This is a genomic window from Achromobacter sp. EB05 (assembly GCF_044232075.1).
Lineage (GTDB): Bacteria > Pseudomonadota > Gammaproteobacteria > Burkholderiales > Burkholderiaceae_B > Achromobacter > Achromobacter dolens.
This window is the reverse complement of the sequence record NZ_CP155917.1, coordinates 2,354,682-2,380,605: the sequence shown is the minus strand read 5'-3', so window position 1 is coordinate 2,380,605 and position 25,924 is coordinate 2,354,682. Positions and strand designations below refer to the sequence as shown.

Annotated in this window: 21 protein-coding genes; 9 read left to right on the top strand and 12 right to left on the bottom strand. The window is 70.4% G+C overall.

The window, feature by feature from the left end; genetic code table 11:
* Positions 1-79 precede the first annotated feature (79 nt).
* The gene (locus tag AAID08_RS10940; protein WP_175143069.1) at positions 80-1,288 is read left to right on the top strand and encodes an MFS transporter; all 1,209 of its coding nucleotides are present in this window, start codon (positions 80-82) and stop codon (positions 1,286-1,288) included.
* Here AAID08_RS10940 and AAID08_RS10935 read toward each other — a convergent pair.
* Positions 1,276-2,463: an MFS transporter gene (locus AAID08_RS10935; protein ID WP_254607623.1), complete on the bottom strand. Its 1,188-nt coding sequence runs from the start codon at positions 2,461-2,463 to the stop codon at positions 1,276-1,278. The two genes, AAID08_RS10940 and AAID08_RS10935, sit on opposite strands and share 13 nt — an antisense overlap.
* A 189-nt stretch (positions 2,464-2,652) precedes the next feature.
* On the opposite strand from AAID08_RS10935, the gene AAID08_RS10930 reads away from it, so the two are divergent.
* From AAID08_RS10930 to AAID08_RS10920, 3 genes are all read left to right on the top strand, one after another.
* The gene (locus AAID08_RS10930) at positions 2,653-3,582 is read left to right on the top strand and encodes a LysR family transcriptional regulator (RefSeq protein WP_054504085.1); all 930 of its coding nucleotides are present in this window, start codon (positions 2,653-2,655) and stop codon (positions 3,580-3,582) included.
* Between the two features lie 241 nt (positions 3,583-3,823).
* A complete protein-coding gene (gene hutG, locus AAID08_RS10925; protein WP_144655105.1) occupies positions 3,824-4,624 on the top strand; it encodes an N-formylglutamate deformylase in 801 nt (266 codons plus the stop codon).
* Between the two features lie 20 nt (positions 4,625-4,644).
* The gene (locus AAID08_RS10920) at positions 4,645-5,658 is read left to right on the top strand and encodes a LysR family transcriptional regulator (RefSeq protein WP_054504083.1); all 1,014 of its coding nucleotides are present in this window, start codon (positions 4,645-4,647) and stop codon (positions 5,656-5,658) included.
* Between the two features lie 22 nt (positions 5,659-5,680).
* Here the strand turns inward: AAID08_RS10920 and AAID08_RS10915 are convergent, their stop codons facing one another.
* Together AAID08_RS10915 and AAID08_RS10910 are read right to left on the bottom strand one after the other, a co-directional pair.
* Positions 5,681-6,868: an NAD(P)/FAD-dependent oxidoreductase gene (locus tag AAID08_RS10915; protein ID WP_395757635.1), complete on the bottom strand. Its 1,188-nt coding sequence runs from the start codon at positions 6,866-6,868 to the stop codon at positions 5,681-5,683.
* A gap of 96 nt (positions 6,869-6,964) precedes the next feature.
* The gene (locus tag AAID08_RS10910; protein WP_231132876.1) at positions 6,965-7,432 is read right to left on the bottom strand and encodes a helix-turn-helix domain-containing protein; all 468 of its coding nucleotides are present in this window, start codon (positions 7,430-7,432) and stop codon (positions 6,965-6,967) included.
* 226 nt (positions 7,433-7,658) lie between these two features.
* On the opposite strand from AAID08_RS10910, the gene AAID08_RS10905 reads away from it, so the two are divergent.
* Positions 7,659-8,078: a tautomerase family protein gene (locus AAID08_RS10905; RefSeq protein WP_116793335.1), complete on the top strand. Its 420-nt coding sequence runs from the start codon at positions 7,659-7,661 to the stop codon at positions 8,076-8,078.
* Positions 8,079-8,164: 86 nt separating this feature from the next.
* Here the strand turns inward: AAID08_RS10905 and AAID08_RS10900 are convergent, their stop codons facing one another.
* Complete coding sequence (locus tag AAID08_RS10900; RefSeq protein WP_064523640.1) at positions 8,165-9,136, bottom strand: LysR substrate-binding domain-containing protein; 972 nt, start codon at positions 9,134-9,136, stop codon at positions 8,165-8,167.
* Between the two features lie 93 nt (positions 9,137-9,229).
* Between AAID08_RS10900 and cydC the strand changes: the two genes are divergently transcribed.
* Positions 9,230-12,841, top strand: a complete 3,612-nt coding sequence (gene cydC, locus AAID08_RS10895; RefSeq protein WP_395757634.1) for a thiol reductant ABC exporter subunit CydC — start codon at positions 9,230-9,232, stop codon at positions 12,839-12,841.
* Here cydC and AAID08_RS10890 read toward each other — a convergent pair.
* On the bottom strand, positions 12,807-15,410 hold the full coding sequence (locus AAID08_RS10890) for a penicillin G acylase (RefSeq protein WP_395757633.1): 2,604 nt from the start codon (positions 15,408-15,410) through the stop codon (positions 12,807-12,809). The genes cydC and AAID08_RS10890 overlap by 35 nt on opposite strands.
* 150 nt (positions 15,411-15,560) lie before the next feature.
* Here AAID08_RS10890 and AAID08_RS10885 point away from each other — a divergent pair, with 150 nt between their 5' ends.
* Positions 15,561-16,523: a LysR family transcriptional regulator gene (locus AAID08_RS10885; RefSeq protein ID WP_175188911.1), complete on the top strand. Its 963-nt coding sequence runs from the start codon at positions 15,561-15,563 to the stop codon at positions 16,521-16,523.
* Here AAID08_RS10885 and AAID08_RS10880 read toward each other — a convergent pair.
* The 7 genes from AAID08_RS10880 to AAID08_RS10850 all read right to left on the bottom strand — a co-directional run bounded on the left by AAID08_RS10880 (position 16,510) and on the right by AAID08_RS10850 (position 22,467).
* Positions 16,510-16,854: a hypothetical protein gene (locus AAID08_RS10880; protein ID WP_020927230.1), complete on the bottom strand. Its 345-nt coding sequence runs from the start codon at positions 16,852-16,854 to the stop codon at positions 16,510-16,512. The two genes, AAID08_RS10885 and AAID08_RS10880, sit on opposite strands and share 14 nt — an antisense overlap.
* 74 nt (positions 16,855-16,928) lie before the next feature.
* On the bottom strand, positions 16,929-17,321 hold the full coding sequence (locus tag AAID08_RS10875; protein ID WP_006387040.1) for a PPC domain-containing DNA-binding protein: 393 nt from the start codon (positions 17,319-17,321) through the stop codon (positions 16,929-16,931).
* A 2-nt stretch (positions 17,322-17,323) separates the two neighbouring features.
* On the bottom strand, positions 17,324-17,887 hold the full coding sequence (locus AAID08_RS10870; RefSeq protein ID WP_049054485.1) for a PCC domain-containing protein: 564 nt from the start codon (positions 17,885-17,887) through the stop codon (positions 17,324-17,326).
* Between the two features lie 58 nt (positions 17,888-17,945).
* On the bottom strand, positions 17,946-18,710 hold the full coding sequence (locus tag AAID08_RS10865) for an SDR family NAD(P)-dependent oxidoreductase (protein WP_054504074.1): 765 nt from the start codon (positions 18,708-18,710) through the stop codon (positions 17,946-17,948).
* Between the two features lie 84 nt (positions 18,711-18,794).
* On the bottom strand, positions 18,795-20,426 hold the full coding sequence (locus AAID08_RS10860; protein ID WP_395757632.1) for an acyl-CoA synthetase: 1,632 nt from the start codon (positions 20,424-20,426) through the stop codon (positions 18,795-18,797).
* A complete protein-coding gene (locus AAID08_RS10855) occupies positions 20,423-21,595 on the bottom strand; it encodes an acetyl-CoA acetyltransferase (RefSeq protein ID WP_144655111.1) in 1,173 nt (390 codons plus the stop codon). The genes AAID08_RS10860 and AAID08_RS10855 overlap by 4 nt, the downstream gene beginning before the upstream one ends.
* Before the next feature lie 44 nt (positions 21,596-21,639).
* Positions 21,640-22,467 (bottom strand): IclR family transcriptional regulator, encoded by an 828-nt coding sequence (locus AAID08_RS10850; RefSeq protein WP_231132845.1) that lies wholly within the window; start codon positions 22,465-22,467, stop codon positions 21,640-21,642.
* A 235-nt stretch (positions 22,468-22,702) separates the two neighbouring features.
* Between AAID08_RS10850 and AAID08_RS10845 the strand changes: the two genes are divergently transcribed.
* Positions 22,703-23,716, top strand: coding sequence for a TRAP transporter substrate-binding protein (locus AAID08_RS10845; RefSeq protein ID WP_064522872.1), 1,014 nt, complete (start codon positions 22,703-22,705; stop codon positions 23,714-23,716).
* Positions 23,713-25,605 (top strand): TRAP transporter large permease subunit, encoded by a 1,893-nt coding sequence (locus AAID08_RS10840; RefSeq protein WP_175188908.1) that lies wholly within the window; start codon positions 23,713-23,715, stop codon positions 25,603-25,605. The genes AAID08_RS10845 and AAID08_RS10840 overlap by 4 nt, the downstream gene beginning before the upstream one ends.
* Positions 25,606-25,924: the final 319 nt, after the last annotated feature.

The following is a 25,924-nucleotide window of genomic DNA, read 5'->3' as shown; positions in this document are numbered from 1 at the left end:
GCGGCATTTCCGTGCCGCCGGTTTTTTTTGGTCTTTTCTGGAACGATCGTTCCATTTCAACCGCAACCGGAGTTTCCGAATGAGTTTCACCCCACCCCTGCCCGCCGGCGCCTGCCCCCAGGATGACGCCGACGGTTTACCGCTGGGCAAGCTGCTGGCCCTGGCGCTGGCGGGTTTCATCACCATCATGACCGAGACCGTGCCCGCCGGCCTGCTGCCGCAGATCGGCCGGGGCCTGGGCGTCTCCGAGGCGCTGGCCGGGCAATTGGTCACCCTGTTCGCGGCCGGCTCGGTGCTGGCGGCGATCCCCATCATCGCCGCCACCCGCGGCTGGAACCGCCGACCGTTGCTGTTGCTGGCGATTGCCGGCCTGTCCGCGTTCAACGTGGTCACCGCGCTGTCGACCCATTACGCGCTGACGTTGGCGGCGCGCTTTGCCGGCGGCATGGCGGCCGGGCTGCTGTGGGGCCTGTTGGCCGGCTATGCGCGCCGCATGGTGGCCTCGCGCCAACAGGGCCGCGCCCTGGCGGTGGTGGGCGCTGGGCAGCCGCTGGCCCTGTGCATCGGCGTGCCCGCCGGCGCCTGGCTCGGCGGCCTGATGGACTGGCGCGGCGTGTTCTGGCTGATGGCCGCCGTGTCGCTGACGCTGCTGCTCTGGGTGCGCGCGGCCGTGCCCGACTTCGCCGGCCAGGCCACGCGCCAGCGTCAACCGATCGCGCGCACCTTCCTGCTGCCGGGCATCCGCCCGATCCTGTTCGTGCTGTTCACCTGGATCCTGGCGCACAACGTGCTCTATACCTACATCGCGCCGTACCTGATCCACCTGGGCAAACCAGCCTCGGTCGACCTGGCGCTGCTGGTGTTCGGCGCCAGCGCGGTCGCCGGCCTGTGGCTGACCGGCATGCTGGTGGACCGGCGCCTGCGCCTGCTGACGCTGCTTTCGCTGGCGCTGTTCGCGCTGACCGCCTGCGCGCTGGGCCTGGCCGGCGGCAACCCGGCGGTGCTGTTGACCGGCGTGGCGTTGTGGGGCTTGAGTTTCGGCGGCGCGCCGACGCTGTTGCAGACCGCCCTCGCCGATGCCGCCGGCGAGCATTCCGACGTGGCGCAGTCGATGCTGGTCACGATCTTCAACCTCGGCATCGCCTGCGGCGGCATGCTCGGCGGCGCCCTGCTGGACACGGCCGGCGCCGGCTCCTTCACCTGGACCGTCGCCGCGCTGGCCGTGATCGCGCTGCTGGCCGCATGGCGCGCGCGCGATCACGGCTTCCGTCCCGGTCACCGGCGGTAGCGTCCGGCCACCGCCGCCAACGCCGCCAGCATGCAGGCGGCGGCCGCGAGCAGCGTGGCGGGCAAACCCCAGTGATCGACGCTGGCCCCGCCCGCCAGCGCGCCCAGCGCGATGGCCAGGTTGAACACGCCGACGAACAGCGACGTCGCCGCTTCGACCGCGCCGCGCGCGGCCTGCATCACCCAGGTCTGCAAGGCGACCGAGACGCCGCCGTACGACAGCCCCCACAGCAGCAGCAAGGCCGCGGCGGCGCCGCGCAGGTCGCCCAGCCAGGGCAGCAGCGCCAGGGTCGCCAGCAGGCCTAGCGTGATCGCCAGCAGCGTCGCGCGCGGATGCCGCGCCGCCGCGCCGCCCGCCACGAAGTTGCCGGCGATGCCGGCCACGCCGTAGGCGAACAGCAGCGGGCCGATCCAGTCCGCCGCGAACCCCGCCATCGTCTGCAGCACGGGACGCACGAAGGTGTAGGCCATGAAATGCCCCGCCACCAGGAACAGGGTGATGAACAGCCCGCGCCGCAGGCCTGGATTGCGCAGTTGATCCACCAATTGGCGCGCCGTGACCGACTGCGCCACCGGCAGCGGCGGCAACGCCAGCGCGGCGAACAGCAGCGCCGCCGCGCTCAGCGCCGCCATCGCGCCGAAGGCGCTGCGCCAGCCCGCCAGATTGCCGATCAACGCGCCCAGCGGCACGCCCAGCACCGACGCCACCGCCACGCCACCGAAGATGACCGCGGTGGCCATGCCGACGGACGCGGCGGGAACCAGCCGGCCCGCCAGGCCGCCGGCCACCGCCCAGATGCCGCCAATGCAGAGGCCGACCAGGACGCGCGCGGCCAGGAACCCTGCCAGGCCCGGCGCCAGCGCGCTGCCCAGGTTGGCAAGGGCCAGCAACAGCAGCAGGCCGCACAGGATCCGGCGCCGGTCGATGCCGCGCGCGCCGACCACCACCAGCGGCGCGCACAGCGCGGCCAGCAGGCCGGGCGCCACCATCAGCCAGCCCACGCGGCCCACCGACACGTCCAGGCTGGCGGCGATCGGCACCAGCAGCCCCACCGGCAGCATCTCCGTGGTGACGACGCAGAACGTCGCCATGCCGGCCGCCAGCACGCCGGCCCAGGCGCCGCGGGACGATTCGCCGCGCGCGGCGGCCGGATTCAGGGAAATACCGCGGGTCATGGAAAGCCTCTCGCCAAACAGGAACAGGAAAAGAACGCCGGGCGGGCGGTCGCGCCAGGCCGTCCGACGGCGCTGGCCCGGCCAGTCTACTGTTTCCATTTCGCTGATAAAGTAGGCTTTCAAAGAAACAAAAGGGACGAATCGTCGCCAATACGCCGCGACATCGCCGCCCTGCCCTGGAGCCGTTCCATGACGCCATCCGCCCCTCCCACCGGCATCGACCACCTCGGCGATGTGATCGCCTTCATCCGCGTCGCCGACGCGCAGAGCTTCACGCTGGCCTCGGAACGCCTGGGGCTGTCGCGCTCGGCCATCGGCAAATGCATCGCGCGGCTCGAACAGGGCCTGGGCGCACGACTGCTGCATCGCAGTACCCGCAGCGTCAGCCTCAGCGACGAAGGCCGGCTGTTCTACGAACACGCGCAGCGCATCGTGGCCGAGGTCGACAACGCCACCGGCGCCATGGCCAGCCGCCAGGAAACGCCGCGCGGCCGCTTGCGCATCGACCTGCCGGTGGCCCTGGGCCGGTTGCACATCCTGCCGCTGGTGGCCGACTACTTGCGGCAATGGCCCGAGGTCGAGGCCGACATCAGCTTTACCGACGACTACACCGACCTGGTGCGCGACGGCATCGACGTCGCCATCCGCATCGGCGGCGAGGTCGACAGCCGGCTGGTGCGTCGCGTGCTGGCGCCGCACCGGCTCATCACCTGCGCCGCCCCGGACTACCTGGCGCGCCACGGCGCGCCGGCCTCGCCCGACGACCTGGCGCGCCACCAGACCCTGGCCTTCACCCACATGGGCGCGCCAGTCCCGTGGCGCTACGCCGGCTCTGGCCAGGAACGCGCTGTCGCAGTCGCCGGCCGCCTGCGGCTGGGCAACACCGAGGCATTGCGCGATGCCGCATTGGCAGGCGCGGGCATCGTCCAGCTTGGCGCCTTCCTGGTGGGCGACGACCTGCGGCAAGGCCGCCTGGTGGCCGTGCTGGAGTCCCACGCGCCACCGGGCGCGCCCGTCTGCGCCGTGTATCCGCACCGGCGCCACCTGGCGCCCAAGGTGCGGTTGCTGATCGACGGCATCGTGGCGCGCTGGCAACACGGCGCGCCCTGGCCGGCGTGAGGGCCGCGCGTGCCGGCATGGCAATTGGGCTTCGGGAACAAACGTCCGGATGCGCACGGCGCCGCCCTCATTTGCATCAGCGATACCGATCATCTATATCCACTAAACTGATGCAAAACCTCTGGCGGGTGGTCCTGTCTAGAGTGCTGTCCGGTCTCCGCGGGACAGCGCTCCGGCGCAAGGGCGCCCGCCATCCGCGGCCCAGCCCGCGGTGCCTTGCCCTTGCCACCCGGAGTTTTTCTTGAGCGACATCTACCACTTCAGCCGCGGCACCGCCCCGCTGCTGATCTCCATTCCCCACCTGGGCAGCCAGCTTCCCGACGCCCAGCGTGCCCGCATGACCGCCGCCGGCCAACAGTCCGGCGACACCGACTGGCATCTGGACACGCTGTACCAGTTCGCCGACGCGCTGGGCGCGTCCGTGCTCGGCGCCCGCTATTCGCGGTACGTGATCGACCTGAATCGCTCGCCCGACGACGAAAGCCTGTACCCCGGCCAGACCAAGACCGGCCTGTGCCCGACCCATACCTTCCGCGGCGAGCCGCTGTACCTGAACGACACCAGCCTGACCGACGACGAGCGCTCGCACCGCCTGCAGACCTACTGGCAGCCCTATCACGCCAAGCTGCGCGAAGAGCTCGACCGCATCCGCGCCGAACACGGCACGGTGCTGCTGTGGGAAGCCCATTCCATCGCCAGCGTGCTGCCGCGCCTGTTCGAGGGCAAGCTGCCCGACCTGAACCTCGGCACCGCGGACGGCGCCAGTTGCGCCCCCGACATCCTCGAGGCCATCGCCGAGCGCCTGCCGGACTGCGGCTACACCTCGGCCGTCAACGGCCGTTTCAAGGGCGGCTACATCACCCGCCACTACGGCTCGCCGGCCGAGGACATCCACGCGGTGCAACTGGAAATGTGCCAGTCGACCTACATGGACGAGTCCTACCCCTATGGCTACCGGGCCAACGCCGCCGCCAAGGTCATCCCGGTCGTGGAAGGCATGGTGCGCGCCGCGCTGGCGCAGACGCTGGCGCGCAAGCGCTGACCCGCCACCGGACCGCGCCGATGCAGCGCCTGCCGTACCGCGACGCCGACCCCTACCCGGAGTGGAGCCTGCTGCTGACCTGGGTGGCGGTGGTGCAGGCGGCGTCGGTATCGGGCGCGGCGCAGTTGCTGGGCCTGTCGCAGGCCGCGGTATCGCAGCGGATCAAGCAGCTTGAGGCCGCGCTGTCCACCGACCTGCTCGACCGCAGCACGCGCCCGGCCCGCCCCACGCCGGCGGGCGACCTGCTGTTCGACCACGCGTCGCGACTGCTGGCGCAGGCCGGCGACATGACTGAAAGCGTGCGCAACCTGAGCCGCGCGCGCCGCAACATCGTGCGCGTCGGCTGCGTCGACTCGTTCGCGGGCACGCTCGGCCCCACCCTGATCCACGGGCTGTCCGGCACGTCGCGCCAGATCCGGCTCTGGTCGGGCATCACACCGGTACTGGACAAGCAACTGGAGGAACGCCTGCTGGACCTGGTCATCAGCACCAGCGCCGCCGCCGAGCCAACCGCCATCCGCAAGCTCGGGCTGTTCAGCGAGCCCTATCTGCTGGTGCTGCCTCGCGCCCTGCCGTGGGAGGGCGCGCCGTCGCTGGCGCAACTGGGACGCCGCAGCCAGTTCATCCGCTACAGCGCGCGCTCGCACATCGGCGCGGCCATCGACCGCCTGCTGGAAGCGCGCGGCATCGTCATTGAACGCACGTTCGAATTCGACAATACCGATCCCCTGCTCAGCCTGGTCACCGCCGGCCTGGGCTTTGCCATCAGCACGCCGCTGTGCATCTGGCAATCACGCCATTTCATCGACCAGCTACGGGTGCTGCCGCTGGCGCCCTGGCTGGACAAGGCCCGCGCCGACGACCCCGACCTGGCGCGCGCCTTCTATCTGGCGGCGCGGCCGCAAGAGGCAGGCAAGCTGCCGGCAGAGGCCCGCAACGTGATCCTGGTGGCGGTCGAGCGCCTGATGCAGCACGACATCGCGCCGGCGCTCGGCCTGCCGCCGGCCTCGCTGTGGCGCAGCCTGCGGCGCTGACCTGTCCGGACCGCCACGCCGCTCACGACACCGCGCCCCGGCCGTACCTGCCGGTCAGCAACGCCCCGCGCGCGAACCGCGCCAGCGCGTAGGGCGCCAGCGGCACATCCGTCGCCAGTCCCAGGGCTTCCTGCGCCAGCACCCGGCCGACCGCGGGCGACAGCTTGAAGCCGTGGCCGGAAAACCCGAATCCCGCCACCAGCCCCTCCACGCCGTCGATGCGGCCCAGCACCGGGTTCCAGTCCGGCGTCACGTCGTACACGCCGGTCCAGGACGATGCCAGGCCGGCCTCGGCATACGCCGGAAAGCGCGCCGCCACCTGCTCGCCAACCGCCGCCACGTAATCCAGCGGGATGTCGCCCTGCTCGGTCTGGCCGGGCGCCAGCGTTTCACCGGCCGTGCCCTCGCTGACCAGCATCTGGCTGCCGCCATAGCTGCGGCAGTACAGCATGCCGGGCGAAGCCAGGTCCTTGTAGACCGGCATGGAATAGGCATAGGGCGCCGCCGCGCATTCCAGCGCCAGCACCGCGTGGCGCTCGGGCGCCAGCGGCAGCGCCAGGCCGGTCCACGCCGCCAGTTCGGCGCTCCAGATGTTCTGGGTGCTGACGACCACGCCGCAGGCGTAGTCGCCCTCGGATGTGGCCACGCCGGTCACGCGCCCGCCTTGCCACGACAGGCCATGCACGGCGACGTTCTCGCGGATCGTGACGCCACGCCGGCGCGCCGCCCGGGCAAAGCTGGTGGCGACCAGATAGGCGTCGGCGAAGCCGGCGTCGGGCTCGAAGCCGATCAACGCGGCGTCGCGGAAATCGGCGATCGGAAGCAGATCGCGCGCCTGCGCCGCGTCCAGCCGCTGCACCGGAATGCCCTGCGCCTGCTGCTGCGCCAGCGCCTCGGCCAGCGGCGCGCGCTTGTCGTCGTCGGCCGCCGCGATCAGGTAGCCGCAGCGCACCAGGCCGCTGGCCGCGTCTTCGTCGCCGACATAGGCGGCGAAATCGGTGAAGGCGCCCCACGAGCGCCGCGCCAGCTCGACGTTTTCGCGCACCGAATAATGGGTGCGCAGGATGCCCGATGACTGCGCCGTGGTGCCGGCGCCGACGGTGGCGCGGTCCAGCACCAACACGCTGTTCGCGCCCAGGGCCGCCAGGTGGAAGGCGACCGAACTGCCGACCACGCCCGCGCCGATCACAATCACGTCATAACGCTTCATGCCCACGCTCCCCAGGGAAGAATGGCGGCAGTGTGACGCCGGCGGCGGCCGGCGGCCTCTACATCAGCGCGACAAATATTGAATAAAAGCGCGGCTTCATGCGCGCTCCGTCTTCTGCGACAGCCGCCAGCGCATCAGGTCGTCCGCGCCGGGGCCGGCTTCCACCCGCAGGTCCTGGTGGCGCACGCGCGCGCCGGAGCCTTCCTCGACCAGCCCCAGTTCGACGCGGCGGCCGGTCTGCGCGTTCATGAAGCGCAGCGGCGATCCGCCGTCAGGCCGCCATTGGTCGCCGACCTGGGCCAGCGCCTGCAGCACCAGCGCGATGTCGCGGCCCTTGGCGGTGGGCAGGTATTCATGGCGGTCGGGACCGCTCTGGTACAGGCGGCGCTCGATCAGCCCGTTCTGTTCCAACTGCCTGAGCCGGTCGGCCAGCGTCGCGTTGGCGATGCCGGTCGAACGGCGCAGGTCGTCGTAGCGCCGCAGGCCGAGCACCAAATCGCGCAGGATCAGCATGGCCCAGCGGTCGCCGACGGCATCGAGCACCGTGGCGATGGAGCAGACCATTCCTTCAAAACTCTTGGAGCGCATGGATTCCCTTTGCCGTGCCGCCGGAGCGCGGCCATCGCAGTATCGCAGCCGCGCGGACAACGCTCAAGCGTCCCTGCCGCGGCCTTTGCTTTACAACTTCAATAATTGAAGTCAATAATTATACCTACTGCTCGACACAGCCCTTTTCCCCTGCCGCCCTTGCCGGACGGCCTTTGCCCCTTCCCCGAAAGGAACCCCCGCCATGCCGCTCTGGAACATCTATCACCCGCAGGACGCCTTCTCCGACGAAGACAAGCAGGCCATCGCCGAGCGCATCACTGCGCTCTACACCGACCTGCCGAAGTTCTACGTCGGGCTGGTATTCCATCCCGTGCCCAGGTCCTCGTTCTTCATCGGCGGCGAACGCGCCGACGACTTCGTGCGCATCTCGGTCGACCATATCGCCCGCCAGATCCACGAGGACGAGACCCGGCGCCGGTTCCTGGCTGCGGTTGGCCGGCTGCTGGCCCCGTATGTCGCGGACCGCGGGCTGCGCTGGGAAATCCATATCGATGAAACGCCGTTCGGCCTGTGGACCATCCAGGACATGCGTCCGCCCGTGCCCGGCACGCCGCAAAGCGAGCAATGGCGCGCCGACAACCGGCCGACCGCGCCAGCCTGACGGCGCCGCTCCCGGCGTGACCGCAGCAGCCTGCCGCGCTCGGATGCCTTGTGGTTCCGCCGCTGCGGCGCGTCGGCGCGGCCGCGCTAGCGCGCGGCGATGACCGGGTCACGCCACGCCACCGTGGCCCCGCGCCCTTCCTCTGCCAGGAATTCCACCAGCGCCGGCAGCGACGCGTCCATCGGCCGATTGGCGTGGATGCGCATCACGTAGCCCCACGAGCCCGGCATGCGCAGGCCCGGCGTCAGCGCCACCAGCCGGCCGCTGGCCAGTTCCTCGTCGATCAGCGGCGCGCGTCCCAGCGCGATCCCGACGCCGGCCGCGGCCGCCGCCACCACCGTGCTCAGGCCGCTCAGCACCAGCGGATCCTGGCCGGCGCTTTCCGCCAGGCCCAGGCGTGGGCGCCAGGTGCGCCAGTCGGTCTCCGGGCTGTCGATGTGCTTTTCCTCGAGCCAGCGATGACGCGTGAAGACGGCGGGATCGTCGCGCTCGTCAGGCGCGACCAGCGCCGGGCTGCACACCGGCACCACGGTTTCCGTCATTAGCGGAATGTCGCCGGGCGCGGCCAGGTGCGGCCCCAGGGCGCGCACGTGCAGGAACGCCAGGTCGATGTCCTGGGCCTTCCAGGCCGGGTCCTGGCTGGCGTGCAGGAACACCTGGATATCGATGTCGGGGTGCAATTCGATGAAGCGGCCGATACGCGGCGCCAGCCACAGCGCCGCCAGCGACGGATTGGCCGACACGTTCAGGTTGTAACGCCGTTTGCCGCGGGCGCTGGCCCGGGCATTGCGGCAGGCGGTCTCCAGCAGGGTCAAGGCCTGTTGTACCGAAGCCAGCAACGCGGCGCCGGCCTCGGTGGTTTCCGCGCGGCGCACCGTGCCGCCCCGGCGCAACAGGCTCACGCCCAGGTCGGCCTCCAGCGCGCGCAACTGGTGGCTGACGGCGCTCTTGGTGACATTGAGCTCGGCCGCGGCGCGGCTGAGGCTGCCCAGGCGGGCGACGGCCTCGAAGGCGCGCAGCGCCGCCAGCGGCGGCATATGGGTGGGCAGGGTCGACATGGGTTGAGTTTATCTCAACCCATGATTGAATAACTATCGCTATCGCCAGCGCGCCGGATGCGTGACCATGCAGGCTCTGGAGGGAGCATTGATATGTATTTCGATTCGAGGCTTTGGCAACTGACCGCGGGGCTGCGCGCCGGCATGGCGGGCGGCATTTTCCTCGGCCTGCTGGCATTGGCGGCGGGCATCGCCCGCTATGTGTTCCTGGGCCAGTTGCTGGCAAGGGTGTTCGACGGCGCGCCCTGGCAGGACTGGCTCGCGCCGGCCCTGTGCGCCGGCGCCATGGTGCTGCTGCGCGCCCTGCTCGACCACCTGCGCACGGTGCAGGCCAACCGCTGCTCGGCCCAGGTACAGCAGACGCTGCGCGCGCGGCTCTACGATCGCATCGTCGCATTGGGGCCGGCCTGGTTCGCCAACCAGCGCACCGGCGGCGTGATGCTGACGGTGGTGGACGGCGTGGAGCAACTGCAGACCTTCTTCGGCCAATACCTGCCGCAGGTCGCCATCGCCGCGGCCGCGCCGTTCGCCATCTTCGCCGTCATCGCCTTCTGGGACGTGCCGACCGCGCTGGTGTTCCTGGTGGCGGCGCTGTTCGCGCTGTTCGGGCCGATGGCCGTGCACATGCTCGACCGCCGCGCCAGCCTGGCGCGCACGCGCTCGCTGAACGAGTTCGGCGAGGAATTCCTGGACGCCGTCCAGGGCCTGCCGACGCTCAAGTCGTACGGCCAGGGCAAGACCTTTGGCCAGCGCCTGGCCGCGCGCGCCCGCGCCCTGTCGGACAACACCTTCTGGGTGCTGTCGGTGAGCCTGCTGACGCGCGGCATCAGTGACCTGGGCGTGGCGCTGGGCGCCGCGCTGGCGCTGACGGTCGGCGCCTGGCGCGTGGCCGCCGGCGACATGAGCGTGGAAGCGCTGCTGATCGTGCTGATGGCCGGCACCGAGATCTTCCGCCCGCTGCGCGACCTGCGCTCGGTGCTGCACCGGGGCATGCTGGGCCAGTCGGCCGCCGCCAGCATCCACGCGCTGATGGACGCGCAGCCGCTGACCGCCGCCCCCGCCGTGCTGGCGGGCTCCGCCCCCGCGCGGCTCGACCCCACCATCGAATTCGACGCGGTGGCGTTCTCGTATTCGCCGCAACGCCCGGCGCACCAGGGCCTGTCGTTCCGCGTCGCCGCCGGCGAACGCGTCGGCATCGTCGGCCCCAGCGGCGCCGGCAAATCCACCATCGTGCGCCTGCTGCTGCGCGAATGCGTGCCGCAGGCCGGCGCCATCCGCGTCGGCGGCCACGACGTCAACCAGCTCGACACGCAGACGCTGCTGGGCCAGATGGCGCTGGTCAGCCAGGACATCACGCTATTCCACGGCACCATCGATGAGAACCTGCGACTGGGCCGGCCCGACGCCAGCCACGAACAGGTACGCGCCGCCGCCCGCGCCGCCAATATCGACGACTTCATCATGGCGCTGCCGCAGGGCTATGCCACCCGCATCGGCGAACGCGGCCTGCAACTGTCGGGTGGCCAGCGCCAGCGTGTGGCGATCGCCCGCGCGCTGCTGCGCGACGCGCCCATCCTGATCCTGGACGAGGCGCTGTCGTCGGTCGACACCGAGAACGAAGCGCTGATCCAGCAGGCGCTGGACCGCCTCATGGCCGGCCGCACCACGCTGATCCTGGCGCACCGCCTGGCCAGCGTGATCGGCGCCGACCGCTGCCTGGTGCTGGACCAGGGCCGCGTGGTCGAGCAAGGCCCGCATGATGCGCTGATGCGCCAGCATGGCCTGTATTACCGCCTGATGCACGAACAGGCCCTGGCCTTGAGCGCGCCGAGCGCGCCGCTCGTCGCCACGGCGCGCGACACCACGCCCGCCGCGCACGCCACTGACGATGAATCCGGCGGCCAGGGCCCGGCGCTGCGCCCGCTGGACGCCGACGCCGAACAGGTCGGCTGGCGCGCCACGCTGGCCACGCTGCTGTCGGTGGTGCAACCGTGGCGCGGCACCCTGATCGCCACCATCCTGCTGGGCGTGGCGCGCGTGGCCGCCTTCATCGGCGTCGGCGTGCTGAGCGCGCTGGTGGTGGCCGCCATCCGCGACGGCCGCGACACGTCGGCGCTGATCATCGGCCTGCTGATCGCCGCGCCGCTGGCCGCGCTGTTCCACTGGCTCGAATCGTGGCTGGCGCACGCCATGGCCTACCAGTTGCTGGCGGACATGCGCGTCAAGCTCTACGACAAGCTGGAGCGGCTGGCGCCCGCCTATCTGCTGCAACGCCGCTCGGGCGACCTGGTGGCGCTGGCGACGCAGGACGTGGAGATGGTCGAGTACTTCTACGCCCACACCATCGCCCCGGCCATCGTCTCGGTGCTGGTGCCGCTGTCGGTGCTGGGCTTCCTGGCGTTCTACAGTTGGCCGGTGGCGCTGGCGCTGCTGCCGTTCCTGGCCTATGCGCTGGTGTCGCCGGTGCGCGGCCGCCGCAAGGTCGACGCGCTGGGCGACCGCGCCCGCCACGCCCTGGGCGAGATGAGCGCGCACACCACCGACACCATCCAGGGCCTGGCCGACCTGACCGCCTTCCAGGCCACCGGCCGCCGCCGCGAGGAATTCCTCAGGGTCGCCGACCAGTACCGCGTGCGCCGCCTGGACATCCTGCGCGACCTGTCGCGCCAGACCGCCTGGTTCGAGACCGCCATGGGCCTGGGCGGGTTGGCGGTGGCCGTGGTCGGCGCGCTGCAGGTGTCGGCCGGCGCCCTCTCGGCAAGCATGCTGCCGCTGCTGGTGCTGATCGCGCTGGCGACCTTCCTGCCGGTGTCGGAGATCTCGCAGGTCAGCCGCCAACTGGCCGACACCATCGCCGCCACCCGCCGCCTGCACGTGGTCAACAACGAACCCGAGCCGGTCACCGACGGCCCGCTGCCGCCGCCGGCGGCGCCGCACGGCCTGTCGCTGGCGTTCGACCACGTGTATTTCACCTATCCCGGCAAAAGCCAGGACACGCTGCGCGACCTGAGCTTCACCGTGCCGGCCGGCGCCACCGTGGCCGTGGTCGGCGCCTCGGGCGCGGGCAAGAGCACCGTGGCCAGCCTGCTGCTGCGCTTCTGGGATCCGCGCCAGGGCGCGGTCAAGCTCGACGGCGTGGACGTGCGCCAACTGCGGCTGGACGGCCTGCGCGAACGCGTCGCGCTGGTGACGCAGGACACCTACCTGTTCAACGACACGCTCGAAGGCAACATCCGCCTGGCGCGCCCCGACGCCAGCCCCGAGGAACTGGCGCGGGCACTGGAACAGGCCGCGCTCGGCGATTTCGTGCGCAGCCTGCCCGAAGGCCTGGCCACGCGCGTCGGCGAGCGCGGCATGCAGTTGTCGGGCGGTCAGCGCCAGCGCATCTCGATCGCGCGCGCCTTCCTGAAGAACGCGCCGGTGCTGATCCTGGACGAAGCCACCTCGCACCTGGACACCCTGTCGGAGATGCAGGTGCGCGGCGCGCTGGACGTGCTGATGCGGCACCGGACCACGCTGGTGATCGCGCACCGCCTGGCCACCATCCGCGACGCCGACCTGATCCTGGTGCTGGACAACGGCACCCTGGCCGAGGCCGGCACCCATGACCAACTGCTGCGCAAGCAAGGCGCCTACGCCCGGCTTGCCAGCCACCAGGGCGCGCGCGACCTTACCGCCGGTAGCGCAACGTCTCTTCCGACGTAGCGTTGCGCCGCACCTCGTCCGCCGTGAACCACACCCGCTTGCTGCCGAAGGTGTTGTACAGGTCGAACTGGTCGCGGGTGTGCGGCGACGGGGTGCCGTCCGGCGCGACGAAGCCGCTCTGCCCCGGCGCCACCACGTCCACCGCCCGCACAGATTTGCCGTCGAACACCGTCATGTTGTTCTCGGTGCCGCGGTTCTGCGTGGCCGGGTAGCTCAGCACCGCCTTGGCGTCGGCCTGCGGCACGCCCAGGAAGTTCTTGGGCGCGAACACCATCGGCGGCGCCGGGATCTTCCACGCGGCCGGATCCTGCCCATAGGCCTGGCGCAACGCCGCCAGCGCATCGTCCAGCGCCGCCAGGATGACGTCGTCGGCGCGCGCGCCGTTGAAGAAGTCATAGCGCTGCGGCACCCCGGCCTCGGGGCCGGCCAGGGCGTTGAACAGCACCTTGACGCCGGCGGTCAGGTTGAGCGAACCGGTGGCCGGCGCCTGCGGCGTCGGGTAGCCGGTGGCGCTGTACCACTTGAAGAAGTCGGCCGGCATCTCGTCGGCCAGCGTGCGCTTGAGCATGGCGCGCAGCCAGGCGTCCATCACCGCCGGACCGGCGTTGTCGAAGTAGCCCGGCTGGCGCTCGCTGGTCGCCATGCCGTCCCACGCCGCCAGCCCCGCCACCAGCCGCGCGCGCGGATCGTCGGCCGGCAGCCCTCGCACGGCGCGCTGCAGGAACGGCAGGAAGTGGCGGCGGTTGACGTCGGCGTAGCTGGTAGTGCGGATCAGGTCCCACATCTGCTGCGCGCTGACCTTGCCGCCGTTGGCGGTCATGGCCTTCAGGCGCGTCTCGATCTCGGCGTAGCGGTCGGCCTGGCCCCAGACGATGGCGAACAGGTCGGTGGACGGGTAGCCGCGCATCGGCTGGTTGTTCCAGTTGGCGATGAAGCCCTGGCGCGGGTTGTAGACCTGCGGATTGGTCGAGAACGGCAGCAGGCCCTGCCAGTCCATCTCGCCCGTGCCCGGCACCGGCAGGCGCGGGTCGTGGCCCGGGCGGCGCCTTGGATAGAAGCCGGTATGGGCGTAGCCGATGTTGCCGCGGTCGTCGGCGTAGTACCAGTTGATGGTCAACGCGTGGCGCGCCGCCTGCGCCTTCCATTGTTCCCAGTTGGCCGACTGCGTCTTGCGGGTCCAGGCCATCAGCGACTGCAATTCGAAGCCTTCCCAGGCGCGCGCCTTGGCGTAGGCCACGTGCTGCGCGTCGTCGAACTTGACGATCAGGCCGTGCACGCTGCGGTACACGTCCAGCGTCACCGGCGCCGCGTCCTTCACCAGGATCAGGTCGGTGCGTTTTTCCAGCGTCTTCCATTGCCCGTCGTGGAAATAACGGGTGCGGTCGGCCGGATCGAGCTTTTCCGCGAAGATGTCGACGTCATCGCCGAAACCGGCGGTCGAGCCCCAGGCCACATGCGCGTTGTGGCCGAACAGAATGCCGGGATAGGCGAACGGCGTGTTGCCGACCACGTCGAAGCCGGCGCCGTGCAGGCCGATGCCGTAGGTGTAGGCCGGGTTCCACCAGCCGAACTGCGGGCCGTTCAGCAGGATCGAACGGGCGTCCTTGGCATGGTCGCGGCCCACGATCCACATGTTGCTGGTGGTGGGAAAGCCGGCGATGCCCGGCTGGCCCGATTGCGCGTACTGCTCCGCCAGTTGCGCCCGCAGTGTCGCCGGCGCGCCATCGACCACGCCGCGCGTGGCCGGATCGCGCACCACGCGTTCGAGCATCGGCGGCGTGCCGTCGTAGCGCGGCAGCGCGTAGGCCAGCCTGTCCGCGCCGTCCGGCTGGAACACGGCCGGCTGGTAGCTGCCCGCTTCGGGCGGCACCGTGGTCGGCGCGCGGCTGTCGGTCAGCCAGCGCAGTTGGTTGAAGATGCGCATGGCCTCGGCGTCGCCGTGCCTGTCCTTGAGCGCCGTCAGCAGCGCCAGGTTGTCGATCTCGCTGTTGGCGTCCGAGAAGCGGTTGGCCATGGTGCCGATGAAGATCATCGCCACGTCGTAGGCGGTCCAGTCGGCCGGCGCGAAGCCCAGGTCGTTGAACTCCTTGGGCATCAACGTGCCGGGCTCGGCCCGCACCCGCGCCAGCCAGGCGTTCATGCCGGCCGCGTAGCCGTCCAGCACCTGGCGGTCCGAGGCCGGCAGCGCCGCCAATTGGCGTTGGATGCGCTCGGGCGAGAAATTGGCGCGGATCGACTTGTCGAACCCCACCATCGACGCGCCCAGCACCTCGGCCACCCGGCCCTGGGTGCTGCGGCGCGCCATCTCCATCTGGAACAGCCGGTCCTGCGCCACCGCGTAGCCGTAGCCATAGAAGATGCCGTACACCGTGTCCGCATAGACGTGCGGCATGCCATAGGCGTCACGCCGGATCGTGACCTTGCCATCGGCGCCCTGCGGCGGCGCCGCGACGGCCTCGGCGGCCTGTCCGGCGGCCGTCGCCACGGGTTGCGCCACGGCCTGCGCCGCCATCGCGGGCAGGCACGAACTGGCCGCCAACAGGGCGGCCGACAACACATGCTGCTTCATTGAATCTGTCTCCGTATCGAATGGGACCGCGCCGCGAGCCTGCCGCGGGCGATGGCGGCGCCTCTGCCGGGCGCCGTCCGCGGACCATCATACGGAGGCCCAATCTATAATTCCAATGCATTTGATTCATATGATTCATGCGGTTGGCACATGGACTTCCAGAAACTCAAGCACCTGCTCGCCGTGGTCGAACACGGCACCTTTTCGCGCGCCGCCGACAAGGTCAACCTGTCGCAACCCGCGCTCAGCCGCAGCATCCAGGCGCTGGAGGCCGAGCTTGGCCTGCCGCTGCTGGACCGCGGCACCCGCCAGGTGCGCCTCACGCCTTACGGCGCCTGCGTCGCGGAACGCGCCCGCCGCATGCGCTACGAAGAAGCCGAGCTGCGGCGCGAGCTCAAGACACTGGCCGGCGGCGAATCGGGCACCCTGTCTATCGGACTCAGTCCCACCCCCGCCTCGCTGTTGCTGACGCCGTTCCTGGCGCACATGGCCGCTCGCCATCCGCAGGTGCGCGTGGCGGCCGAACTCGGCACCACCGCCACCCTGCTCGATCTGCTGCGCGCCGAACGCATCGACGCCATGGTCTGCGACGCCCGCATGCTGTACGGCGCCGCCGACATCGAGACCCGGCCGCTCGCGCCCCTGCGCGCCGGCATGGTCTGTCGCAAGGATCACCCCATCCTGGCCCACCGCCGCCCCACCATCGATCACATCCGCCAGTACCCCGTCGCCTCCAGCACCCTCAGCCCCGAGGTCGCCCTGCGCCTGGCCGAAACCCTCGGCCCCGCCGGCGCCCCCGAGCAGATGGTCAGCGTGCGCTGCGAAAGCCTGGCCCCCCTGGTCCACCTGGCCCTCGCCACCGACACCCTGCTGCTGGGCGTCATCTGCGTCACCCGCCGGGAGCAGCAGGCCGGCCAGCTCGTGGAAGTGCCGCTGCCGCCCGATCCCCAGCGCCAGGGCCACTACGTCCTCGCGCGGCTGGCCGGCCGCAGCCCGCTGAAGGCGCAGGACGCGCTCTACAGCTACACGCAGCAGTGCTGGAGCGGCTTTGCCGGATTTCGCGCGAAGCAGCCGGCGGCGCGGCCGCGGCCAGGGCCGGTCAAGGACCCGTGACGCGCGTGATCCAGTACGGCGCGAGATAGCCGAGCAGGACGCCCAGCGCGACAGCCAGCAGGTAGCCGTCGATGCCGGCGCCGAGCAGGGCCGCGACCAGCAGGCATCCCGCCACGGCGCAGCCGACCTGCCACAGCGCCGGATAGCGGAACGCTTTCGGCTCGATGGCCGGCGCCCCGATCGCGCCGAAGATGGCGCCGGTCAGCGCCAGCCAGATCACGCTTTCCAACGAATAGCCCGTGGTCCAGCCGCCGACGACGGCAAACAGCGCGGCGAAGATCAGGCAGGCCGCAAGGGCCAGTCTGATGCCGGCCGACAGGGTGCGTTTCATGTCATTTTCCTTGGCGCATGGGTGGCCAAGTGTATCCGTCCCGGCCGCCGCATCGCGCCTCACCCGTCCGCGCCTCAGCCGCCGTCCGGCAGCCACTCCTCCAACGTCACCTCGAACGTCATACAGACAGGGTTCGCCCCAGGGACGAACACCCCGCCGTGCACCCGCCCCGCCGGGTCCGCCACCACCCCCGACAGCGAGGCCACCACCGACCCGTCCGCCTGCGCGCGCACCTCTCCCGCCAGGCTCACGATCTCCACCGCCGGCCCCTCAAGCTGCCGCACCTCCCCGCCCCGCGCATACAGGCAGGCATCCACCAGGCTCCCAAGCGCGCCGCGCACGAAGGCATTGCGAAACCCCTCCGCCAGGCACAGCTTCTCGACCCCCTGCACCAGATCCTCGTTGGGCCCGATGCGCGCATACGCCACCCGCCCCATGCTTCCGCTTTCGACCTCGGCCGGCATCATCGTCAGATCTCCCGCGGCTGCAGTAGCCGCAAATTGGTTTCGGCGTCATAAGTGGCGCGCAGTTCGAAGCCTTCCAGCGCCGTCACCAGCACCGTCACCGGCCCCGCGCCCACGATCGATGTCTGCGGAATCAGGTGCCCGCCCAGCAGCGCCCCGCCCTGATCGCAGAACGCGGCGTGACAGTGCACCAGCGGCTCGCCGTTGTCGCCCTTGCCCAGCGTGGCGTTGCCGAAGATCAGCGTGGCCGCGCCCGCCGCGATCGGCGCGGTGTACGCCACCACTCGCAGATGCGCCGGGTCCGGCGGCGCGGTGCAGTAGTCGAGATGGCTGAATTCGCCGCTCAGCAGCGTCATCGAGGCGTTCTCCACGCCCAGCGGCGCCAGGCCATTGACCAGCGCCTCGAACAGGCTGGCGCCGGGCTGCAGCGCCAGCCGGACATGGCGGCCGCGCCGCGCGCAGCGGCTGTGTATCCGTACCGGGTTGAAGGCTCCCGGGTGTATCAGCGTCCTGGGGCGGGGCAATACTGGTGATCCCCGCAACGAACGATCCACGGTGGTGGTTCGCATGATGTGCACTCCGTGCGCTTGTGGCGCAAGATGGGAATGAAAGCTGAAAACGCGGGCGTCAATGCACCGCCGGCAGCATGCCCGCCGCGGTGAAGCCGCCGTCCACACAAATCACCTGCCCCGTCACGTAGCTGGACAGCGAATCGTCGAGCAGCCAGCCGATGGTGCCGTTCAGTTCCTCCGGCGCGGCGTAGCGATGCTGCGGCACCACCTGGCGCCAGGCCGCGCGCGCCTCGTCGGTATGCATCTGCCCCACCAGCGGCGTCTCGATCGGCCCCGGCGCCACCGCGTTCACGCGGATACCGTACGCGGCCAGTTCCACCGCCATCACCCGCGTCAGCGTCACCACGCCTCCCTTGGAAGCCCCGTACGCCGCGCGGCCCGCGTTGCCGCGGATGCCCGACACGGACGCGATGTTGACGATCGAGCCGCGGCCGCGTTCGCGCATGCGCCGGGCCGCCTCGCGCGCCACCACGAACGAGCCCACCAGGTTAACTTCCAGGATCCGCCGCAGCAACGCCGTGTCCGTCTCCAGGAACGGCACATCGCGGCCGATGCCGGCCGAGTTGACCAGCCCGGCGATCGGACCGAAATCGGCTTCCAGTCGCGTCATGACCTCGGTCACCTGCGCCTCGTCGGATACGTCCAGCCGCACGCACCCCAGGCGTTCCGCGGGCGCCAGGCCCCGCACCTCGTCCAGCCGTTCCTGCGACACGTCCGCCACCAGCACCCGGCGTCCCGCGCCCAGCAGGCCCCGCGCGACGGCCAGGCCGATGCCCGACGCGCCCCCCGTGACCAGCACCGCTTCCTGCGCTCCATCCATGATTCGGTCTCCTCGTTGTCTGCTCGCAATGTGTTCGCGATGTCCGCACCCTCTTGCGCGGCCGCCGCGCGGCGGCTCCGTTTCCTAGGCGGGCGCCAGGCAGCCCCGCTCGCGCAGGGCCTCGCGCACCAGCTTCTTGGTGATCTTGCCGTAGCCCGACCGCGGCAGCGCATCCCAGAAGAACACCTGGCGCGGCAGCTTGTAGCGCGCCATGCGCGATCCGAGCCAGGCCAGCAGGGCCTCCTCTTCCAGTGTCTCGCCGGGTCGCAGCACGCACACCATCACCCCCACCTCGCCCCACACCGGATCCGGCACCCCCAGCACCGCCGCCTCCGCGATCGCCGGATGCGCCAGCACCTTTTCCTCGACCTCGCGCGGATAGATATTGGAGCCGCCCGAGATGTACATGTCGGATTCGCGGCCGGTGATGTAGAGGTAGCCCGCGTCGTCCAGGTAGCCCAGGTCGCCGGTGCGGAACCAGCCGTTGCGGAAGGCCTTGGCATTGGCGCCCGGGTTGTCGTAATAGCCGGCGAACACCGCCGGCCCGCAGACGCAGATCTCGCCCGTCCGGCCCGCCGGCAACGGATTGCCGGCCTCGTCCTGGATGCTGACCTGCATGCCGATGCGCTCGTAGCCGCAGGTGCCCACGCGCGCCTCGGGGCCGTCGCCATCATGGTGCTGCTCCGGCGGCAGCACGGTGATGTTGCCCGTGACCTCGCCCAGCCCGAAGTACTGCACCAGCACCCGGCCCAGCTTGGCCAGCGCGCGCTTCTGGTCTTCGCGGTACATGGGCGCGCCGGCGTAGATCACGTAGCGCAGGCTGGAGTGGTCGAAGGCGTCCACCGCCGGGTGCTCGACCAGCAGCTTGACGATGGTCGGCACGGTGAACATGTTGGTCACCCGGTGCGCCTGCACCAGGCGCCAGGCCTCTTCCGGGTCGAAGCGCTCGCCCTCGGGCAGCACGGTGGCGGCGGCGCGCGCCACCTGGGTCAGGAAATGGATGCCCGCGCCATGCGACAACGGCGCCACCACCAGGCTGACGTCGTGCTCGGTGGTGCCCGGCATCAGATCGCACAGGTGGTTGGTCAGCACGAAGGCCATCTGCCCATGCGTCAGCACCGCCGCCTTCGGATGGCCGGTGGTGCCGGAGGTAAAGAAGAACCAGCAGGGATCGTCATAGTCCACGTCGGCGCAGGCCGCCGGCGCGTCATCCAGATGCGCCGCGATCAGGGAAGCGGTGTCGGCCTCGCCGAACTCGCCGGGACCCAGCCGCGCCAGCAAGGCCAGGTCGGGCATGGCCTGCGCCACGGCCGCCGCGTGCCCGGGGGACTGGCCTTCGCACAGGAAGGCCTTGACCCCGGCCGCCCGCGCCAGATAGACCGCCTCGTCCGGCGAGATGCGGCAATTGGTCGGCACCCAGACCGCGCCCAGCCGCAGCACGGCGAACAGGGTTTCGGCGAACGCGAAGCTGTTGCGCGCGTGCACCAGCACCCGGTCGCCCTTGCCCACGCCGCGCTCGGCCAGCGCCCGCGCCAGGGCGGCCGTGCGCGTGTCCAGCTCGCGCCAGTTCAGGCGGGCCTCGCCGCAGACCAGCGCTGCGCGCGTGGGGTGGCGGCGCGCCGCCTGCACCAGGAAATGCGCCAGGTTCATCACCCGCCGCGATACCGGCGCCACGCCGCCGGGCGGCGCCGCGACCTGCTGCAACGGGCCGCTCATTTGACGCGCTCCAGGATGCTGACGTAATTGGCCACGGCCGCGCCGCCCATGTTGAAGACGCCGGCCAGCGTCGCGTCCGGCACCTGCATGGCGCCGGCCTCGCCGGCCAGTTGCAGACACGCCATGACGTGCAGCGACACGCCGGTGGCGCCCACCGGATGGCCCTTCGCCTTGAGCCCGCCCGACGGGTTGACCGGCAGGCGTCCGCCCTTCTGCACCCAGCCTTCCCGCAGCGCCCGCACGCCGTGGCCGCGCGGCGCCAGGCCCATGGCCTCGTACTCGATCAGTTCGGCGATGGTGAAGCAGTCATGCGTCTCCACCAGGCTCAGGTCATCCAGGGTCGCGCCGGCATCGGCCAGCGCCTCACGCCAGGCGCGCGCCGCGCCCTCGAACGCGATCGGATCGCGCCGGCTCAGCGGCAGGAAGTCATTGACGTGGCGCCGGGCGCGAAAGCCGATGGCGCGGCGCAGGCCCGCCGCGGTTTCCGCGTCGGCCAGCACCAGCGCCGCCGCGCCATCGGAAATAGGCGAGCAATCGGTACGGCGCAACGGCGCCGCCACATAAGGGTTTTTCTCGGAGACGGTATTGCAGAACGCGAAGCCCAGGTCCTTGCGGATCTGCGCGTAGGGGTTGTCCAGCGCATTGGCGTGGTTCTTGGCCGCGATGCGGGCCAGCGCCTCGCCGTGGTCGCCATGGCGCTCGAAATAGGCGGTGGCGATGCGGCTGAACACGCCGGCAAAGCCGCCCGGCAGGTTGGCCTCTTCCTTGCGGTAGCTGGCATTGAGCAGAATGTCGCCGGTGTCCTCGGTGGAACGCGCGGTCATCTTCTCGGCCCCCACCACCAGCGCCACGCGGCCGCGTCCGGCCTCGATGAAATCCATGGCCGCGTACAGCGCGGCCGAGCCGGTGGCGCAGGCATTCTCCAGCCGCGTCGCCGGCACATACGCCAGCGCCGGCTCGGCCAGCGCCACCAGCGCCGCCTGGAAATCCTGTTTCTGGAAACCGCTGTTCATGACGCCGGCATAGATGCCGTCCACCGCCTCGGGGCTGATGCCCGCGTGGTCGAGCGCGGCGCCGGATACCCGCGCCATCAGGCTTTCGGTGTCGGGGTCGTCGAGTTTGCCGAACGGGGTGTGCGACCACCCCACGATGACGGCACGCTTGCTCATTGCTGTCTCCTCTGTTGGCAGCCCCGCCCCGCCGGCACGGCGGATCAGGGCCTGGGCTTGGCGGCCTGCGGGCGCGCCCGCGCCTCGCGGCCTGCCGGGTTGGCCTGCGCAAGCAGGCGTTTGGCCTCGCGTGACAACAGCTTGGCCAGTTGGAACTGTCTTTCCTCGTCCATGCGCGATTCGACCGCGGCGATGCTGAGCGCGCCCAGCACGTGTCCCTGTTCATCGCGCAGCGGCATGCCGATGCCCCACGAGCCCGGCACCACCAGGCCGCGGTTGACGGCATAGCCCTGCTCGCGCACCTCATCGACCAGCGTGCGGATCAGCGCCACGGAGTAATGCGGATAGCGCCGCTCGATCAGGGCCGCATTGGCCTGCAGGCAGGCATCGACCTCGTCGTCGGGCAACGCCGCCAGGATCGCCAGGCTGCCGGCGCCGATGCCCAGCGGATGCCGGTCGCCCGGCAGCAGCACGTGGGTCTTGAGCGGATAGTCGCCATCCTCGCGCAGCACGCAGACCGCGAACACGTCGCGGCGCAGTGAAAAGAAGGCGGAATCGCCGCACTCGTGCGCCAGTCGCGCCACCACCGGCGCGGCCAGCCGGTTGATGCCGAAGCGCTCGCTGGCGATGTTGCCCAGCACGTGGCATTCGGGGCCCAGAAAGTAGCGGCGGCTGGCCAGGTCCTGTTCGACCATGCCTTCGGCGGCCAGGGCGGCCAGGATGCGGTGCACGGTGGGCTTGCTCATGCCCGTGTCGCGCGTCAACGCCAGCAGGCCCGCGCCTTCGCCGCGGGTGCGCGACACCGCGCGCAGCACCAGCATGGCGCGGGATATCGCCTGAGTGCCACCGACCTGGGATGAGGTCTCCGTCACGTCTCCGCCTGTGTTTTCATCAGGTCCATTTTGTGGACCATCAATATGATTTTGTTTTTTCATTCTGCACCAGTTTTATTGATTTACGCTAGTGAATCAATGTGATTAAATGAATTTAAGGGTAGTACGCAGGTCCACATAATGGACCTCATGCAAAGATAAAGCAACAAGCCTGGCAAGGCGCTTTATCCGGCCGTCCTCGACGGCGGCCGGATCTCATAACCAAGGAGACAGCATGAACACGACTCGACGCAACCTCATGCGCGCCGCGGGAGGCGGCGCGCTGCTCGCCCTGGCCCCGTTCCAGCGCACGCTGGCGGCGCCCCAGTTCCGTTACAAGTACGCCAACAACCTGCCCCCCTCGCACCCGATGAACCTGCGCGCCAACGAGGCCGCGCAGAACATCCTCAAGGACACCGGCGGCCGCTTCGAACTGGCGGTGTTCCCCAGCAGCCAGCTCGGCTCGGACACCGACACCCTGAGCCAGTTGCGCGCCGGCGCCGTCGAGTTCTTCACCCTGTCGGGCCTGATCCTGTCGACCCTGGTGCCCAGCGCCTCGATCAGCGGCGTCGGCTTCGCCTTTCCCGACTACGCCGCGGTCTGGAAGGCCATGGACGGCGACCTGGGCGCGCACATCCGCGCCGACATCAACGCCAAGGGCCTGTTCGTCATGGACCGCATCTGGGACAACGGCTTTCGCCAGGTCACCACCAGCTCGCGCGCCATCAGCGGCCCCGGTGATTTCCGCGACCTGAAGATCCGCGTGCCTGTCAGCCCGCTGTGGACCTCGATGTTCAAGGCGCTGGGCTCGTCGCCGGCCAGCATCAACTTCAACGAAACCTATTCCGCGCTGCAGACCCGCGTGGTGGACGCGCAGGAAAACCCGCTGGCCATCATCCAGACCGCCAAGCTGTACGAAGTGCAGAAATACTGCTCGATGACCAACCATATGTGGGACGGCTTCTGGTTCCTGGGCAACCGCCGCGCCTGGGAAAAGCTGCCGGCCGACATCCGCGAGGTCGTCGCCAAACACATCAACGCCGCCGGCATGGCCGAGCGCGCCGACGTGCTGGCGCTGAACAACCAACTGCAGGCCAAGCTGGCCGAGGAAGGCCTGACCTTCAACACGCCCGACCCCGCGCCCATCCGCGACGCGCTGCGCCGCGCTGGCTTCTATGCCGGCTGGAAGGAAAAATACGGCGACAAGGCCTGGGGTCTGCTGGAGCAGGCGGCCGGGAGTCTGTCATGAGGGCTGCGCTGACGCATCCGGCGGCGCTGCGGGCCGAGGCGGGTCCGGCGCCCGGCGCGCGCCGCCCCTGGGCCATCACGCTGGACAACGCCCTGGGCCACCTGGTGGAGATTCCCGCGGCCATCCTGGTGGTCGCGGAGATCGTCATCCTGTTCTCGGGCATCGTGGCGCGCTACGTGCTGCACACGCCGCTGGTATGGTCCGACGAACTGGCCTCGATCCTGTTCCTGTGGCTGGCCATGCTGGGCGCGGTGATCGCCTTTCGCCGCGGCGAGCACATGCGCATGGGCGCGCTGGTCAACCACGCCTCGCCCGGCGCCCGCGCGCTGCTGGACATGGTGGCCGTGGCGGCGGCGCTGGCGTTCCTGCTGCTGCTGCAGGCGCCGGGCTACGAGTACGCCTCGGAGGAACAGTACGTCACCACCGCCGCGCTGGAAATCCCCAACGTCTGGCGCGCCGCCGCCTTGCCGGTGGGCACCGCGCTGATGCTGCTGATCGCGCTGCTGCGGCTGGTCGAACGCGCGCAGTGGCGCGTCACCGGCCTGGCGCTGCTGCTGGTCGGCGGCGTGGTGGCCGCCATGACGGCGCTGCAGCCGGTGCTGGCGGGCCTGGGCAACCTCAACCTGCTGATCTTCTTCGTCGGCGTGGTGGCGGCCACGGTGTTCGCGGGCGTGCCGATCGCCTTCTCGTTCGGGCTGGCCACCTTCGGCTATCTGTCGCTGACCACCGACGTGCCGATGATGGTGGTGGTCGGACGCATGGACGAAGGCATGTCGCACCTGATCCTGCTGGCGGTGCCGCTGTTCGTGTTCCTGGGCGTGCTGATCGAGATGACCGGCATGGCCAAGCGCATGGTGGCGTTCCTGGCCAGCCTGCTGGGGCATGTGCGCGGCGGCCTGTCGTACGTGCTGATCGGCGCCATGTACGTGGTCTCGGGCATTTCCGGCGCCAAGGCCGCCGACATGGCGGCGGTGGCGCCGGTGCTGTTCCCGGAAATGCGCGAGCGCGGCGCCGACGAGGGCGACCTGGTGGCGCTGCTGTCGGCCACCGGCGCGCAGACCGAGACCGTGCCGCCCAGCCTGGTGCTGATCACCATCGGCTCGGTCACCGGCGTGTCGATCACGGCGCTGTTCACGGGCGGCCTGCTGCCCGGGCTGGTGCTGGGCGTGATGCTGTGCCTGGTGGTCTGGTGGCGCAACCGCCGCGAAGACCTGAGCGCGGTGCGCAAGGCCAGCGGCCGCCAGATCGGGCGCGCCCTGCTGGTGGCGCTGCCGGCGCTGGCGTTGCCCTTCGTGATCCGCGCGGCCGTGGTCGAGGGCGTGGCCACCGCCACCGAGGTCTCGACCATCGGCATCGTCTACGCCGCGCTGATCGGGCTGCTGGTCTACCGCTGCTTCGACGTCAAGCGACTCAAGCCCATGCTGGTCGACACCGCCTGCCTGTCCGGATCGATCCTGCTGATCATCGGCACCGCCACCGCCATGGCCTGGGCCCTGACGCAATCGGGCTTCTCGACCCAGCTCGCGCAGGCCATGGCGGGCCTGCCCGGCGGCGCCGCCACCTTCATGGCGGTGTCGATCGTGGCGTTCGTCATCCTGGGCAGCGTGCTGGAAGGCATCCCCGCCATCGTGCTGTTCGGGCCGCTGCTGTTCCCCATCGCGCACCAGATGGGCATCCACGAGGTGCACTACGCGATGGTGGTGATCCTGTCGATGGGCCTGGGCCTGTTCGCGCCGCCGTTCGGGGTGGGTTACTACGCCGCCTGCGCCATCGGCCGGGTCGCGCCCGAAGCCGGCATCCGGCCCATCCTGGGCTACCTGGGTTCGATGGCGGTCGGCATCGTGGTCATCGCCGCGGTGCCGTGGATCTCGACCGGGTTCCTGAAGTAGCCCGCCTGGTCGGCCGCCGCGCCTTCGCGGCGGCCGACCCTTCAGCCATTGCGCCTCGCGGCCAGACGCCATCGCCGTGGGGAAAAACCCACACGCCGGCAATCCCCCACCGTCCGCGCGGTTGATCCGCCTACACCACTTCTATAGAATCTTCAATTCGGGCCTGTGCCCATTCTTTTTTCCCTTCACCTACACCTGGGAGGCGCAAGATGATGAATCCGCATACCGCCATCCCGCGCGTATCTCCGCGACGCCATTAAGTCGTCGCCCGCGCGGCCCCATCGCCAGACTACCTGGCGACTGGTCCGCCGTGCCCGCC